Source organism: Hydrogenophaga sp., from assembly GCF_011390835.1.
GTDB lineage: Bacteria > Pseudomonadota > Gammaproteobacteria > Burkholderiales > Burkholderiaceae_C > Hydrogenophaga.
The window spans coordinates 42,103-57,043 of the sequence record NZ_JAABRQ010000004.1 but is presented as its reverse complement, the minus strand read 5'-3'; the positions used below and the strand labels follow the sequence as shown (position 1 = coordinate 57,043).

At 65.0% G+C, this 14,941-nt stretch carries 12 protein-coding genes; 3 read left to right on the top strand and 9 right to left on the bottom strand.

Features of this window, described 5'->3' with window-relative positions; genetic code table 11:
- Nucleotides 1-9 precede the first annotated feature (9 nt).
- Genes GPT34_RS04195 through GPT34_RS04185 form a run of 3 tightly spaced genes read right to left on the bottom strand, consistent with a single transcriptional unit; the run spans nucleotide 10 to nucleotide 5,888 of the window.
- Nucleotides 10-495, bottom strand: coding sequence for a response regulator (locus tag GPT34_RS04195; protein ID WP_291009991.1), 486 nt, complete (start codon nucleotides 493-495; stop codon nucleotides 10-12).
- Nucleotides 495-4,334, bottom strand: coding sequence for a PAS domain S-box protein (locus GPT34_RS04190; RefSeq protein ID WP_291009989.1), 3,840 nt, complete (start codon nucleotides 4,332-4,334; stop codon nucleotides 495-497). Before GPT34_RS04190 ends, GPT34_RS04195 begins: the two co-directional genes overlap by 1 nt.
- A gap of 51 nt (nucleotides 4,335-4,385) precedes the next feature.
- Nucleotides 4,386-5,888 (bottom strand): FAD-linked oxidase C-terminal domain-containing protein, encoded by a 1,503-nt coding sequence (locus GPT34_RS04185; protein ID WP_291009987.1) that lies wholly within the window; start codon nucleotides 5,886-5,888, stop codon nucleotides 4,386-4,388.
- 221 nt (nucleotides 5,889-6,109) lie between these two features.
- Here GPT34_RS04185 and GPT34_RS04180 point away from each other — a divergent pair, with 221 nt between their 5' ends.
- Entirely contained in the window at nucleotides 6,110-6,532 is a 423-nt protein-coding gene (locus GPT34_RS04180; RefSeq protein WP_291009985.1) for an Hsp20/alpha crystallin family protein, read from the top strand.
- Nucleotides 6,533-6,709: 177 nt separating this feature from the next.
- Here the strand turns inward: GPT34_RS04180 and GPT34_RS04175 are convergent, their stop codons facing one another.
- Nucleotides 6,710-7,579, bottom strand: a complete 870-nt coding sequence (locus GPT34_RS04175; protein ID WP_291009983.1) for a LysR substrate-binding domain-containing protein — start codon at nucleotides 7,577-7,579, stop codon at nucleotides 6,710-6,712.
- Between the two features lie 109 nt (nucleotides 7,580-7,688).
- Nucleotides 7,689-8,537, bottom strand: coding sequence for a formyltetrahydrofolate deformylase (purU, locus tag GPT34_RS04170; RefSeq protein WP_291009982.1), 849 nt, complete (start codon nucleotides 8,535-8,537; stop codon nucleotides 7,689-7,691).
- Nucleotides 8,538-8,644: 107 nt separating this feature from the next.
- Here purU and GPT34_RS04165 point away from each other — a divergent pair, with 107 nt between their 5' ends.
- Complete coding sequence (locus GPT34_RS04165) at nucleotides 8,645-9,985, top strand: aminotransferase class III-fold pyridoxal phosphate-dependent enzyme (RefSeq protein ID WP_291009980.1); 1,341 nt, start codon at nucleotides 8,645-8,647, stop codon at nucleotides 9,983-9,985.
- Nucleotides 9,986-10,009: 24 nt separating this feature from the next.
- Here the strand turns inward: GPT34_RS04165 and GPT34_RS04160 are convergent, their stop codons facing one another.
- Nucleotides 10,010-10,813 carry a ChaN family lipoprotein gene (locus GPT34_RS04160; RefSeq protein ID WP_291009978.1) on the bottom strand — a complete coding sequence of 268 codons (804 nt, stop codon included), beginning with the start codon at nucleotides 10,811-10,813 and terminating at the stop codon, nucleotides 10,010-10,012.
- A 107-nt stretch (nucleotides 10,814-10,920) separates the two neighbouring features.
- On the opposite strand from GPT34_RS04160, the gene GPT34_RS04155 reads away from it, so the two are divergent.
- A complete protein-coding gene (locus tag GPT34_RS04155; RefSeq protein WP_291009976.1) occupies nucleotides 10,921-11,991 on the top strand; it encodes an AbrB family transcriptional regulator in 1,071 nt (356 codons plus the stop codon).
- 136 nt (nucleotides 11,992-12,127) lie between these two features.
- Here the strand turns inward: GPT34_RS04155 and GPT34_RS04150 are convergent, their stop codons facing one another.
- From GPT34_RS04150 to GPT34_RS04140, 3 genes are all read right to left on the bottom strand, one after another.
- Entirely contained in the window at nucleotides 12,128-12,412 is a 285-nt protein-coding gene (locus GPT34_RS04150; RefSeq protein ID WP_291009974.1) for a DUF3567 domain-containing protein, read from the bottom strand.
- Between the two features lie 161 nt (nucleotides 12,413-12,573).
- Nucleotides 12,574-13,842, bottom strand: coding sequence for a DUF3108 domain-containing protein (locus GPT34_RS04145; RefSeq protein WP_291009972.1), 1,269 nt, complete (start codon nucleotides 13,840-13,842; stop codon nucleotides 12,574-12,576).
- Nucleotides 13,839-14,729, bottom strand: a complete 891-nt coding sequence (locus GPT34_RS04140) for an IclR family transcriptional regulator (protein WP_291009970.1) — start codon at nucleotides 14,727-14,729, stop codon at nucleotides 13,839-13,841. The genes GPT34_RS04145 and GPT34_RS04140 overlap by 4 nt, the downstream gene beginning before the upstream one ends.
- Nucleotides 14,730-14,941 lie beyond the last annotated feature (212 nt).

Genomic DNA, 14,941 nt, shown 5'->3' with positions numbered 1-14,941 from the left:
TCTGCGTGCTCAGGTCAGTTCGCCGAAGCCTGACACCCTTGCGGCTGCGCTGGGCGACTGCGGAGCGGTCTGGTTGATGTTCAGCCAGAATTCGCACACATGCTTCATCGCGCTGAGAAATTGCGAGAACTCAGTTGGCTTGGCGATGTAGGCATTGGTGCCTGCCTCGTAAGCGCGAAGCAGGTCGCTGGGCTCGGTGGACGAGGTGAGCACCACGACCGGGATGTTGCGCAGCTGATCTGAGCCCTTGATTTCCTTGAGCACGCCGATGCCATCAAGCAGTGGCATCTTGAGATCGAGCAGGATCAGCGTGGGATTACCCCCGGCGCGGTTGGCAAAACCGTCGCGGCGATAGAGGTAGTCCAGCGCCTGCATGCCGTCGGACACGTGCGTCACGCGTCCGTCCAGGCCATGGCGGGCCAACGCGAGCCGGGTGAGCTCGGCGTCGTCAGGGTTGTCTTCAACCAGGAGAATGGTGTCGGCGTTCTTGTTCATCAGGTGAGCGCTCCATACCCCGATTCACGCACAAAATCGGCGGATTGGAAACTTTCAAAAGGTAGCGAAAAGTAGAAAACACTGCCCTCACCCGGTTGGCTTTCCGCCCAGATGCTGCCGCCGTGCCGCTCGACGATCCGGCGTGCAAGCGCCAAACCAATCCCAGTTCCTTCAAACTCGGTCGCACGGTGCAGGCGCTGGAAGACGCCAAACAACTTATGTGAGTATTTTGTATCAAAACCGACCCCGTTGTCACGCACGAAAAATGTGTAGCCCACGGCGGGATCCACGCTCCAGCCCACCTCGATGCGGGCCCGTTCGCGCGGTCGGCTGTACTTGAAGGCGTTGCCGAGCAGGTTGGCCCAGATTTCGCGCAGCAACAGCGCATCGCCCTGAACCACTGGCAGATCGGGCGCCACCACCCAGTCAACCACCCGGCCTTCGGTGTCGTGCGCCAACTGGGCCACCACCGTGCCTACGAGGAGATTGAAGTCCACCGGCGTGATGTTGACAGCAGCACGGCCGAGGCGCGAAAACGCCAGCAGGCCGTCGATCAGCTGGCTCATGTGGCGCGCCGAATTGCCGATTGTGCCGAGGTAGCGCGAGGTGACCTCGTCGCTTGCTTCGCCTAAATGCTCCTGGAGCAGGCTGACGAAGCTGGAAATGTGGCGCAAAGGCGAGCGCAGATCGTGGGAGACCGAGTAAGAAAAAGATTCTAGATCCTTGTTGGCGGCCAGAAGCTGCTCGGTGCGCTCGGCGACCCGGTTTTCCAGCTCGTCGTTGATGTTGCGCATGAGGTCGTCCAGCCGCTTGGTGTCGCTCATGTCGCGGTTGATCTTGGCAAAACCACGCAACTCACCGTCGTCATCGCGCAACGCGATCAGCAACGAATGGGCCCAATAGGTGGAGCCGTCTTTGCGCTGATGCCAAGTGTTGACTTCATGCTGGCCGCGTGAAGCGGCCAGGCGAAGCAGCTTCTCGGCTTGATCGCGTCCGCCACCGGGGTGCTCGATTTCAAACAGCACACCGTAGTGCTGCCCCAGCATTTCTGTGGGGGAGAAGCCGTCCATGCGCTGAGCGCTGTCGGTCCAGTCGGTGATCTGGCCCCCGGCATCGAGGAAAAACACCGAGTACTCGCGCAAGTTGTCGACCATTAGCCGGAAGCGCTGCTCGCTTTCGAGCAACTCGGCCGAGCGCTCGCGGATGCGCACCTCGAGCTCGGCATTGAGCTCGTTCACCCGTTCTTCGATGCGCTTGCGCTCGGTGATGTCGACAATTTGAACAAAGATGCCCTTGACTTGGTCCTCGAGCACATCGGGAATGTAGTTGGCGCTGATGAACATGGGCTGGCCATCTACCGTCTTGCGCCAAGCTTCGAAATGTTGTGGCTCACCCGCCAGGGCGGCCCGCAAGCGAGGTGCGACGTCTTGCCACATCTCGGCCGTCACACAGTTGCGCAGATGCTGACCCATGATCTTGGCCGGGTCCATGCCGTAGATCCTCAGGTGCTCAGCATTGGCAAAGCGGAACCTGAGCTCGGTGTCGAGGTAGGAGATCAGGCCGGGCACGTGGTCGGTGACGGCTTGCACGAAGCGCTCATTGGTCCGCAGGGCCCTCTCGGCAGCGACGCGGTCGGTGATATCGACCACCGTGGTGTTGCTGTGCAGGTAGTTGCCATTCGCGTCCCGCACAGCTGTGGAGGACACCAGCGCCGGGAAGACACTGCCGTCCCGACGGCGCATCTCGTATTCGGCTGGCTCGACCACGCCATGGCTCATCAGGCGCTGTAGGCGGCCTTTCAGCAACTCTGCGTTCTTCGGCGCCATGAGATCCTGGTAGGTCATCTTGCCGACCACTTCGTCCCGCTCATAGCCCAGCCAGGCCAGCTCCGTGTCGTTGATGGCCACATAGACGCCACTGGGATCCACGGAGTGGTAGCCGCACGGCGCCTGGTTGTAGAGCAATTGAGACTCTGCCAGTGCCGACTCCAGCGCCCGGTTGGCCCGAGACACTTGGTCTTCCGAGGCTTTACGGCCGCTGATGTCCAGCATCTGGATGAAGATGCCTTGCACGGCGCCGTCTTGCCAGTAGGGCGTGTACTCAATACTGGCGTAAAACGGCGGCCCGCCCGGGAAGGCGCGTTCGCCCTCGAAACGCTGTACCTCGCCGCCCAGCGCGGCCTTGAGATGAGGCAGGGCGCTGGCATAATTTTCTGGCCTGGCGATCTGGCTGAGGTGCAGACCGATCAGGCGTTGCGGATCTTGGTTGAGCCAGCGCCCGTAGCTGGCGTTGGCAAAACGGCAGATCAGGCCGCTGTCAAAAAACGCCAGCTGCACCGGCACACTGTTGGTGATGGTTTGCAGGAAACTGCGTTGTGCGGACAGCGCCGCCTCGGCGCTATGGCGAGCGGTGATGTCCACCAGGGTGTTGTTGGTGTGGAGAAACCGCCCCTGCGCATCGTGCACGGCGGTGCTGCTGAGCAGCGCAAAAAGGATGCCGCCACCGCGCCGGCGCAAGCGAACCTCGATCGGGTCGAGTGCTTCGCCCTGCTTTAGCTTGCTCAGGCGCTGCTTGACAGTCTCAACCTGGTCGGCCATGACCATATCTCGGAAACGCAGGCGCCCGAGGACCTCTTCGCGCTGGTAGCCCAGCCAGTCGAGTTCAGTCTGGTTGATGCGCACGAACAGGCCCTCGCCGTCCACCGAGTGGTAGCCGCAGGGCGCTTGGTTGTAGAGCGACTGCGCATCGTCCAGGGTTTCGCGAATGCGCTGGTTGGCCAGCGCCAGTTCTTGGGTGCGCTGCTGTACCCGTGCTTCCAGCCCCTCGTTGAGCGAGCGGATTTCTTCTTGTTGGCGGTGCCGCTCGCTGATGTCTCGTGATACCACCAGCAACATCACGGTCTGGCCATCCGCGTTGCGGATCGGGGTGATGGCGGTGTCCCACCACTTGGGCGTGCCCTTGAAGGTCGGACCGTAGGCGACAAAGCGGGTCATCTCGCCACGCGCCGCCGTCTGGAGTGCGGTGCGCGCCTGGGACGTGCCTTCGTCTGGCCACCACGCGGTCCAGTCGCTGTGGCGCACCGCTTCAAAATCGTCGACCTCCACCAGCTGGCAACCTTGTGCCGTCATCTGGAGCACGCGTCCCTGCAGGTCGAGCACCTTGGTGCAGTCGGGGCTGTTGGCGATGATCTGGCGGTTGAGTTCTTCCTTAAGCTTGGCATCGGCCTCAAGTGCACGCAACTCGCTGATATCCTGCACGAATCCGATCTGGCCGGTAAGCAGACCCGCCGGGTCATGGGTGGGCGTGTTGCGCACCAGCAAATTGGCCACCGCACCGTCGGCGCGCTGCAGACGGAACTCCAGGCTTTGTGACTCGTCGCGCAAGACCGCTTCTGCCCAGCGCTGCTGAACCATGGCCCGGTCGTCGGGGTGCACCGCCTTCAGCCAGCCGAAGTTCGCGAAGCCGGAGCGAGGCAACCCCATGATGCGCTGCAGGCCGTTGTCCACATGTGTGAGCAAGCCCGCTGAATCGGTGCGAAACACACCGATCGGAAACACCTTGCCGAGGGCGGCCAGCAGGCCGTCGTACTCCACCTTGGAGGTCGTGTGTTCGCCGCCGCTGTTCCCGAAGTCAAATTCGATCGGCAGCCCGCCAAAATTCGCTTCGGCCTCGGCGCCTGGGGATCTCGTGAGCTGCCTGGCCAGTGCTAGGCGCAGATGCTCGTTCTCGGCTCTCAGTTCTTCCAGCGCTTTGCGCAGATCCGGCTCGCGTGCAGAATCGCCCACCTCAGGCGGGTGGACAGCACGCAGGCTGGCGCTGAACGGGCGGGAAAAACTCATCGTTCCCCACTGTACCGCAGGGACCCGAAGGGTCTGCGTGAAATATGACCCTCAAAAGCGGGGCAGTTCCGGGTGTGCCAGACGACCGCCGCGCACCAGCATCTTGCCGTACTCAGCACATCGTTGCAGTGTCGGGATCACCTTGCCCGGGTTCAGTAGCTCTTTGGTATCAAAGGCCCGTTTCACGCCGAACATCAAGGCGTTTTCCGCTGCGGAAAACTGCACGCACATGCTGTTGAGCTTTTCCACGCCTACGCCATGTTCTCCGGTGACGGTACCCCCCATCGCCACGCTGGTCTCCAGGATGTCTGCACCAAACAGCTCGCAGCGGTGCAGTTGATCCGGGTCGTTGGCATCGAACAGGATCAGCGGGTGCAGATTGCCATCGCCCGCGTGGAAGACGTTGGCGCAACGCAGCTGGTATTTTTTCTCCATCTCGCCAATTGCGATCAGGATGTCTGCCAGGCGCTTGCGGGGAATGGTCGAGTCCATGCACATGTAGTCGGGGCTGATGCGGCCAGAGGCAGGAAAAGCGTTTTTGCGCCCGCTCCAGAAACGCAGGCGCTCCGCTTCATCCTTGCTCACCGCGATCGCGGTGGCTCCGCACGCGCGCAGCACATCGCTCATGCGACCAATCTCTTCTTCCACCTCCTCCGGCGTGCCGTCGCTCTCGCACAGCAGGATGGCGGCGGCGTTCAGATCGTAACCGGCGTGCACGAAGTCTTCCACCGCCGCGGTCATGGGCTTGTCCATCATCTCCAGTCCGGCCGGGATGATGCCGGCGGCGATGACCGAGGCCACCGCGTCTCCGGCTTTCTGGATGTCGTCGAAGCTGGCCATGATGCAGCGCGCCAGCAGCGGCTTGGGCACCAGCTTGACCGTGACCTCGGTCGTGACGGCCAGCATGCCTTCGCTGCCGATGACGAGTGAGAGCAGGTCCAGCCCTGCGGTGTCCAGCGCATCGCCACCCAAGGTGATGGCTTCGCCTTCGATGGTGTAGCCACGCACCTGCAGAACGTTGTGCACCGTAAGGCCATATTTCAGGCAGTGCACACCGCCGGAGTTCTCGGCCACGTTGCCACCAATGGTGCAGGCGATCTGGCTGCTGGGGTCGGGCGCGTAGTACAGGCCGTGCGGCGCGGCGGCCTCGGAGATCGCCAGGTTGCGCACGCCGCCTTGCACCACCGCCGTGCGGGAGCGCGGGTCGATCGACAGGATGCGGTTGAACTTGGCCAGCGACAAGGTCACCCCCATGGCGTGGGGCATGGCACCTCCCGACAGGCCGGTGCCCGCGCCGCGCGCAACCACCGGGACCGACATCGCGTGGCAGGTGCGCAGCACCGCCGCCACCTGGGCTTCGGTTTCCGGCAGGGCCACCACCAGCGGACGCTCGCGGTAGGCGGTCAGGCCGTCGCATTCGTAAGGCACGGTGTCCTCCGATTGCCACAACAGGGCGTGCGCAGGCAGCTCGGCTTGCAGAGCAGCGACCACCTCGGCCTGTCGCGTGGCGCGGCTCAGCTGGGCGGTCTGGATGGAGGTGGCGGGTGCGTTCATGGCGGGCGTCCGGAGGGTCGTCAGGGTCGATACGGGCAAGGCACCAGATCGACGATCCAGTGTAGGCCAACACGCCTGGCGCTGCATGAAGAAACTTGCAGCAAGCTGTGAGCTCACCTGCATGGAGCGACAAAGCTCTCTTGAAATTGAGGGCCATCACCTCCAACTTCTGGTCAGGGCGCAATGCTCGCCCCCATTCACATCATCCAAGGAGTATTGTCATGAACAATCTGATTGCCCGTTCCGGTTTGTTTGACGACTTTTTCAAGGACGTCGCCCCCGGCTTTTACGTCAAACCCCTGCACGGCGACCCGCTGCCCGCGCAGATCAAGGTCGACGTGAAAGAGACGCCCACGGCCTACACCGTGCTGGCGGAAGTGCCCGGCGTACCCAAGGAAGACATCCATGTGACCGTCGAAGGCAACGTGGTCACTTTGCGCGCCGAGATCAAGCAGGAAGACCGCCAGAGCGAAGGCGAAAAGTTGCTGCGCAGTGAGCGCTATTTCGGTACCGTTTCTCGCAGCTTCCAGATGCCGGTCGATATCGACGATGCCGCGGCCAAAGCCAAGTGCGAGAACGGGGTGTTGCACCTCACACTGCCCAAGAAGGCGGCCGTGGCAGGCCAGCGTTTGACCATCGAGTGATCGCCGCCTCCCTCCTGCGACGCTGAGGGCTGCGACCCGCGTAGCGGCGGAGCCGCGCGTCACATCGGCAAGATGTGCTCGCGAGGGGGCAGCGATCTGGCGCTGGGCCGTCCTAAGCCGGATCAGCCCCCCGGAGCAGCGACCCGCGCAGCGGCGGACCGTAGGGACGCAGTTTCCTCAGCCCACCGCCTTCTTGAGCCAGTCCGAAAACGCAGTGCATTCCCAGCGCTCCATGGTGCCGGTGCGCCAGCACAGATAGTGGGCGTGCGGACTGGGCACGTGGCGGTCGTACAGCGGCACCAGTCGTCCGCTCTCCAGCCAGGGCGCGGCCAGCTTCAGCCGCGCTAGCGCCACGCCCATGCCGCCTGCAGCGCCGTCGCTGAGCAACCCCATGTCGTTGAACTGCGACCCATCCACCGGCTCGGGCCAGTCCTGGCCGTGGGCGGCAAACCAGGTGCGCCACGGCTCCAGCGGGCTGCGCAGCAGTGGCACGCCTTCCAGGTCTTCGGGCGTCTCAAAGGGGCCGTGCTCGCGGGCGAAGCCGGGTGAGGCCATGGGCGTCACCTCGTCCTTCATCAGGCACAGGTGCTCCACATCGGCATAGCGCCCAGTCCCGAAGCGGATCATGAGGTCGGCGTCTTCGGCCACCACGTCCAGCAGCGGGATGCTGACTTGCAAGGTGATGTCGATTTCGGGGTAGGCCTCGTTGAACTGCTTCAAGCGAGGCAGCAGGATGGAGCGCGCAAATGTGGGCGTGACCGCCAGGCGCAACTTACGGCGCCCCGGCGCGGCATCGCTGCTAGGAAACTTCTGCAGTGTGGCCAAGCCTTCGCGCACATGGGCCAGGTACTCGCTGCCATCGGTGGTGAGGGAAAAATCCGCCCGGCCGAACAGCTTGGTGCCGAGAATCTGCTCGAGCTGCTTGATCCGGTGGCTAACCGCGCTGGGCGTGACACACAGCTCTTCGCTGGTCTGCGTGACGCTGCGAAGCCTCGCCAGTGCCTCGAAAGTCAGCAGGCACTGGATGGGGGGGATGCGCAAGGTCATGGGCAGAGAGTAGGGAGGATACGGCCGGCCGCCGGGCAGCCCCAAGGCAGGCCCAGCCCCCTCGGGGGGCAGCGATCCGCGCAGCGGCGGAGCGTGGGGGCCACATCCATCACTTAAAAACCACCGTCTTGTGCCCGTTGAGCAGCACGCGGTGCTCGCTGTGCCATTTAACCGCGCGCGCCAGCACCTGGCTTTCGGTGTCCCGTCCCCGTGCGGTCAGGTCCTCCACCGCATCGGTGTGGTCCACGCGGGCCACATCCTGCTCGATGATCGGGCCTTCGTCGAGGTCGGTCGTTACATAGTGCGCGGTGGCGCCGATCAGTTTGACGCCACGGTCGTGCGCCTGATGATAGGGCTTCGCGCCCTTGAAACTGGGCAGGAAGCTGTGGTGGATGTTGATGGCCTTGCCTGCGAGCTCGTGACAAAGGCCGTCGCTCAGGATCTGCATGTATCGAGCCAGCACCACCAGCTCGGCGCCTTCGCTGCGAATGACTTCGAGTTGCCGCGCCTCTGCCTGCGCCTTGGTGGCGGCGGTGATCGGAATGTGGTGAAACGGCACGTTGTAGCCAGCCGCGAGCTGGTAGAAGTCGCGGTGGTTACTGACGATGGCTCGGATGTCCAGCCGCAGCAAGCCGCTCTTCCAGCGGAACATCAGGTCGTTCAGGCAATGGCCGTCCTTGCTGACGAAGATCACTGTGGGCATGGGCTGGGCCAGTGGGTGCAGGCTCCACTGCATGGCCATCGGCTCGGCGAACAGACGCAGGTGGATGCGCAGATCGTCGGGCGTCAGCTGGCTGCAGGTGAACTGCACCCGCAGAAAAAACAGGCCGGTGCCGTGGTCGTTGTACTGGGCGGCTTCTTCGATGTTGCCGCCGCGTTCGAGCAGAAAGCCCGAGACGGCGTGCACGATGCCCGGGCGATCAGGGCAGCTCAGGGTGAGGACATAGCTGTGGTTCATAGCGAGGGCATTGTCGCAGGTGGGCCGGTGCGCGGCTGCTGCAGTGGCTCCTGCCCTCGGGCGGACGAAGTGACAAAATCCAGGGTCAGCCCTCTAGGAGACGCCGCATGGCCTACAACGACCTTCGCATGGACAACCAGTGGTTGCCCTTCACGCCCAATCGCACGTTCAAGGACGACCCGCGCATCTTTGTCGCCGCCGACGGCATGCACTTCACCACGCACGACGGGCGCCAGGTGATCGATGGCATTTCCAGCCTGTGGTGTGTGGGCGCAGGCCACAACCGACGCCCGATCAACGAAGCGATCAAGCAGCAGCTTGACACGCTGGACTACGCCACCGCTTTCAACGTCAGCAACGACCAGGCGTTTCGCGCTGCCGAGAAAATCGCGGCGCTGGCGCCGGGAGACCTGAACAAGGTGCTGTTTTGCAACTCGGGCTCGGAGGCGGCCGACACCTCGCTCAAGGTGGCGCTGGCCTACCATCGGGCGCGTGGTGAAGGGCACCGCAACGTCTTCATCGGCCGCGAGCGCGGCTACCACGGTGTTGGCTTCGGTGGCATGAGCGTGGGCGGCATTCCGGCCAACCGCAAGGTGTATGGCACGGCGCTGCTGCCGCGCGTCGATCACCTGCGGTTCATTCACGACCCGGTCCACCATGCCTACATCCACAACGCCGAGCCGGTCTGGACCGAAGACCTGTTGCTGGAGCTGGAAAACCGCATCCTGCCTCTGCATGACCCGAGCAACGTCGCGGCCGTCATCGTCGAACCCGTGGCCGGTAGCGCGGGCTGGTACATCCCGCCCCAAGGCTACCTAAAGCGTCTGCGCGAGATCTGCGACAAGCATGGCATCCTGCTGATCTTCGACGAGGTCATCACCGGCTTTGGCCGCCTGGGCACCCCGTTTGCATCCGATTTCTACGGCGTGCAGCCCGACATGCTGAACTTCGCCAAGGCGGTGACCAATGGCGTGATCCCGCTGGGTGGCGTGGTCTGCAGCGATCGCATTTACGACGCGATGATGGGCGCGCATGGCAGCGCGCCTGGCCACGCGATCGAGTTCTTCCACGGCTACACCTACTCTGGTCATCCGGTCGCCTGTGCGGCGGCCCTGGCCACGCTGGAGTTGTTCGAGCAGGAGCAGCTGTTTGAACGGGCCGGCCAAATGGGCACGGTGCTGGGCGACGCCATGCACAGCGCGCTCAAGGGTTTGCCCAACGTGGTGAGCATCCGCAGCCTGGGCCTGGCGGCAGCTGTCGAGCTGGCGCCGGTGGCGGGGCAGCCTGGCAAGCGCAGCTTCGACATCTTCATGGAGTGTTACCACCGCGGCGTGCTGGTGCGCAACGCAGGCGAGAACCTGGTGTTTGCGCCGCCCTTCATCGTCGAGGCCTCGCACATTAATCAGATGGTCAGCGTGCTGGCCGACGCGATCAAGAAACATGCCTGAGGCCTGGCGCGTGGCCAGCCGGCCTCAGCGCTTCATCTGCTGCTTGAACTCGGCGCAGTAATCGCGCGGCGCGCGCGGCGGGCTGATCCAGACCCGGTCGGCGGGACTGGCTGGCGTTGCGCTGGCATCGGCATCCGCCACCGCCATCAACACCCGCGTCTCCAGCCCGGAGCTCAGGTGCACCGGCACGCCCAGGTCGCGGCGCACATGCTGGTTGCCGGCGATCAGAACCGCGACCCGGCGCGGATGGGCCGCGTTGGCCAGGGTGCGCGCCATCGTGAGATCGCGAGCGATCTGCACGCGGGTCATGGGCGCCATCTGGCTTTCGGGCAGCAGACCACAGTGACCGTCCCGCATATTGTCTTGCTGTTGGCGCAGGGCTTCTGCGGGCAGCCGTGGGTCGAGCGACGCGTCCTGCATCGCGCTGCGCACTTGCGAAGCGGGCAGGTTGCCTCCCAGCACCGGCACGCCGCCGCGCACCGCTGCCATGATGCTTGGCCCGTAGGCCGACCAGGGCCATTGCTGCGGGTTCTGTTGCCACTGCAGGCGCGCCTGTACCTCGTCCTCGCTGGCCCCTACTGAGAGGCCCTGTGTGGTCTGGCCGGCGTCCGCCATTTCCAACACCAGAGCGCCCAACCGGCCGGCCTCTGCTAGCTGGCGCACCAGCTCGGTCTGCAAGGCCTGGTGCTCGGGCGCGTCGTGCTGCTCCCCCACCAGCAGCAGCGTGGCGGGCAAGAGCTGCTGCAGTGCCTGGCGGGCCTCATCGGCCACCGGTCTGGGCGTAGCCGGCACCGCGCAGCCGGCCAGCGCTGCGGCGCAGAGGGTCATGCTGGCGACAGAGCGCCTGAAAGCGGTTCGACAATTCATCGCAAGATACTAGGTCTTCTTCGGCGCTCCGCACTGTGGCGCTGCCCATACCTGACTGGTTCACCCCTTTGCCCACCGCTGACGCCTGGCGCCGGATCGCGCTGACTCTGCTGCTCTCGTTGGCCGCCGCTGGCCTGTGTGTCTGGCTGGGCACGCCCGTGCCCTGGATGATCGGGCCCTTGCTCGCCACCTCGCTGCTGTCGCTGGCAGGCGCGCCCGTGGAGAGCTGGGTACTGCTGCGAAACACCGGCCAATGGGTGATCGGGGCGGCGCTGGGCCTGTATTTCACGCCCGAGGTGGGTCACCTGGTGGTGGGCCTGTGGTGGGCAATTGCGCTGGCCATTGCCTGGGCCTTGCTGCTGGGCGTGGTTTTCGGCGCCTGGTTGCGGCGCGTGCACGTGGGGCGTATCGCGGGTCTGACGCCCGCCCAGGTGGGTAGCACCATGTTCTTCGCTGGCGCCATCGGCGCTGCGTCCGAGATGACGCTGATTTCGGAGCGCCATGGCGCGCGCACCGATCTCGTGGCTGCCGCGCACAGCCTGCGCCTGCTGCTCGTCACCTTGACGATTCCGTTTGCCTTGCAAGCCTGGGGCGTGCACAGGCTGGAACTGGGACTGGCGGGCGTGCAGACGGTGCAGCCCCTGGGCTTGGCGGCGCTCGCTGCGGCAACGCTGGCGGGCGTGGTCGTCATGCTGCGGCTGGAGCGGGCGAATCCGTGGTTCATCGGCTCGCTGGTGGTGGCCATGGTGCTGACGCTGTTGGGCCAGACCTGGTCGGCGATCCCCGGCTGGATGACGGCTGCTGCGCAGCTGGTGATCGGCGTGAGCTTGGGCGTGCGCTTCACACCCGCTTTTCTTCATACCGCGCCGCGATGGCTGATCTCGGTGGCGCTGGCCACCGTGTTCATGATGGCGGTGAGCGCGGTCTTTGGCTGGGGCATGGCCCAGCTCACCGGCCTTCACCTGGCCACGCTGGTGCTGGGCACGGCACCTGGCGGCATCGCCGAAATGGCGATCACCGCCAAGGTGCTGCAGCTCGGTGTGCCGGTGGTGACCGCGTTTCAGGTCTGTCGCCTGGTCGCGGTGCTGGTGCTGGTGGAGCCCCTCTACCGCTGGCGGCTGCGCCCGGCCCCTGCCTGAAGCGCGCACAAAAAAGCCTGGCGATTGCCAGGCTTTTGATCAGAGGGGAAGTGATCCAGAACGCCGCGGAACCGGCTTTGCCGGGCCGCCAGCACTGCCCTCTGGAGAGCGCGCCGAGAATGGCGGGGGAGCTGCCCTAATGCATGACCACTGGCATCTGGGCCAGCGACGCATAGCCTTCCAGCGTGTCTTCCACCTCCTCTTGCGACGGCATGTTTTGCTGCCAGGCGGTGATTTGCAGCTGGAACATCTCGGCCCAGGAGCCGTCGAGGTATACCTCTTTGCCCGAGCGCTTGTCGACGATTTCGAAACCGTGGCGGGGGATTTGTGGGCCTTGCGCCACTGGCACTTCGCCTTCGACTTGCGCGTTGGCGAGGATGTGGACGACAGCAAAGGCATCCGAGTCGTAAAGCATGTGCATGACTGAACTGTCCTTTAATGGCAGAAACCTGTGTTTCTGATGAACCTTATATCGGCAAAAGATGGCTGCACTGCAGCCCAACATGGCTTTTAGATGGGCCTCAGGGCGGAAGATTCAAGATGCGTGCCATTTTTGGCACACTTCTTCACTTCACGCGAGCCTCAGGGTAGGGTACTGAGGCGCTGGTCAACCACGTCACCGTTGTCCTGCGTGATGCGGATGCGCACCGGCAAGTGGCCCAGGCTGGGCGCCAGCCAGATGTCGACCCGGGTGTCGTGAGCCTGGCGCGGTTCGCGCACCAGGTGGCGGGCGATCAGCTCGCCAGCCGGCAGATTCAGTGATTCCAGTCCCTGCACCTCGAAACGCCACAGCTCGGACCCCCCTGTGCCAGCCACCGGCATGGCCACGCTCTGGCCCTCGGCGTAGGCCTCAGGGCGGGCATTGAGCAGGCCAGCAAGCTGGAAAAAGACGCTCAGGCGGTCTTGCGCGCCCGGCAGCAACTCGGCATCGGGCGCGTTGTTGCTGAAGCGCACGCGTCCCAGTGCCCTGTCGAAATGGGCGGCGCGCTCGCTGCGACTCTTGTCGCCAAAACGCTCGGGCTGCAGGCCGCTGGCAACCAGGGCACCCCGACTGGTCTGCACCCGGCTGCCGAGCAGAAAGACGCGGATCTCCATGCGCGCGGTGTAGGCCGTCGGGTTGGCGGCCCAGTCGAGCCGGCCGGTGGCGGAGTACTCGATGCTCTTGGCTTTGCCGGTGACGGCGTAGTTCAGCTGGGCGCTGGCTGGGGGCTGGGCGGGGGGCAGCTGTGCTTCGCCTGTGGCGGGGCGCGACGGGCGGGCCGCCGCGAGCTGAACGCTGTCTTCCGCGGTGCTGGCGGCCGGATCGGACGTGGGCAGATTGACTTGCGATACAAGTGGCTCAATCGGGCGGTTGGCTTCGCTGAGCGCTGCGCTGGCGACGGGTGGCTCGGACATGGGTTCGACGGAGGCGGTTGGTGTGCTGTTGTCGATGATCGCGGAGGCGTCGATCGGCGGCGCTTCCGGATTCGCTAGGGGGGTTTGCTCAGGGTCTGGTTGATCGGCCACAGGCTCCGAGGCGACTGGCCTGGTTTTGGGGGTGGGCTTGGCGGCCAAGCGGGACAGGGGCGCCTCGACCAGGGGTGCCAGCGGTGCAGTGGGGGGCGCCAGCCACCGCACCGTGCTCAGGCCCGACGGACCCTGCAGGGCGGTCGGGGCATCGGCGGGCAAGGCCAGCGTCTGCAAGGTGACCTCTTGGGCGGTCCCGGATCTTGCCGCATGAGGTGATTCGGTCAGGAAGCTGGGCAGACCGCCGGTGAGCAGCAGCGCATGCACTCCCAGCACCACCCCGCTCAGGGCAACGAGTGCCAGCCAGCTGGGGCGGGTGTGAGCGGGCGTGGCGGGGGTGGTCACGTCGGGGCTGGCTGGCCCAGATCGGCGCTGAGTCGCCGGGCACAGTGCAACAAGGCGAGGGCGGGCGGGCTGTCCCAGGCGGTGTCCAGGGTGGTCACCGAGCCCAGCACCACGAGGCCCAGGGCCAGGTGGCCTTGTGCATCGAACACCGGTGCGCAAAAGCCGCCAACGCCTGGCAGTAGGCTGTGCACAACACGAGCCAGGCCGTGTTGGCGGGTCTCGTCCAGCAGGATCTGCACGGCTTGCGGGGTTTGCGGCAGATCGGATGTGATCAGGTCGTGGCGCGGCAGTTTTTTCAGCTGCGAAAGTTCTTCGCGCACCATGGCGCTGAGGCGTTGGGCGTCTCGCCCTTCCTCGCCCATGAAGGCGGCGAAGCAGCGGCCGGTGGCCGAAGTGAGCAGTGGCATCACGTCGCCCAGCCGCAGGGTCACCGGCACGGTCTGGGGCGCTTCGGCCCAGTGCACCATAGTGGGTCCCTGGTTGCCCCACACCGCGATCGCCACCGTGTGGCCGGTCTGCGCCAGCAGCGCGGGTACCCGTTCGCGGGCCAGTTTTACCGCGTCCACCCGTGCGAGGCCGGCCAGGCCGATGCGCAGCGCGGCCGGCCCCAGGTCGTAGCGCGTGCTCACCGAGTCCTGCATCACCAGTCCCATACGCTGGAAACTCACCAGGTAGCGGTGGGCCTTGGCCGCGCTCATGTGGGCGGCGGCGGCCAGGTCGCGAAGCATCAGGGCGCCGGGCGCGCTGGCCAGCGCATCGAGCAGCTCAAAACCGACCTCGACCGACTGAATGCCCGCGCGCTGGTGGTCCGCCGTGTCGCCGGACGGAGCGCTGGTGGACGGGCGCGGGGTGGTGCTGGGGGTGCGGGTTGGGGAGACTGCAGGCATGGGCGTGAACGATTGGAGCGCGGTTTCGCGGGGCGGGTTCCTGGCTTGACCGCAGCACCCGGGGTCGGGCACCATGGCCTAGAATATAGCGTTTACGGATAGAGGAATCAATTTCACTATTCGTAACGATAAAATGCCGTCCCCTTGAGGGGCGCTCGCTGGGGGTGTTGCGCACCACGGGGGCGATGGCGCTACCTCTCCATTCACCCGCC

What these genes read in the sequence shown, in the direction of transcription:
- GPT34_RS04195 (WP_291009991.1), bottom strand. Translation starts at nt 495, where the DNA reads ATGAACAAGAACGCCGACACCATTCTCCTGGTTGAAGACAACCCTGAC.
- GPT34_RS04190 (WP_291009989.1), bottom strand. Translation starts at nt 4,334, where the DNA reads ATGAGTTTTTCCCGCCCGTTCAGCGCCAGCCTGCGTGCTGTCCACCCG.
- GPT34_RS04185 (WP_291009987.1), bottom strand. Translation starts at nt 5,888, where the DNA reads ATGAACGCACCCGCCACCTCCATCCAGACCGCCCAGCTGAGCCGCGCC.
- GPT34_RS04180 (WP_291009985.1), top strand. Translation starts at nt 6,110, where the DNA reads ATGAACAATCTGATTGCCCGTTCCGGTTTGTTTGACGACTTTTTCAAG.
- GPT34_RS04175 (WP_291009983.1), bottom strand. Translation starts at nt 7,579, where the DNA reads ATGACCTTGCGCATCCCCCCCATCCAGTGCCTGCTGACTTTCGAGGCA.
- purU (WP_291009982.1), bottom strand. Translation starts at nt 8,537, where the DNA reads ATGAACCACAGCTATGTCCTCACCCTGAGCTGCCCTGATCGCCCGGGC.
- GPT34_RS04165 (WP_291009980.1), top strand. Translation starts at nt 8,645, where the DNA reads ATGGCCTACAACGACCTTCGCATGGACAACCAGTGGTTGCCCTTCACG.
- GPT34_RS04160 (WP_291009978.1), bottom strand. Translation starts at nt 10,813, where the DNA reads ATGACCCTCTGCGCCGCAGCGCTGGCCGGCTGCGCGGTGCCGGCTACG.
- GPT34_RS04150 (WP_291009974.1), bottom strand. Translation starts at nt 12,412, where the DNA reads ATGCACATGCTTTACGACTCGGATGCCTTTGCTGTCGTCCACATCCTC.
- GPT34_RS04140 (WP_291009970.1), bottom strand. Translation starts at nt 14,729, where the DNA reads ATGCCTGCAGTCTCCCCAACCCGCACCCCCAGCACCACCCCGCGCCCG.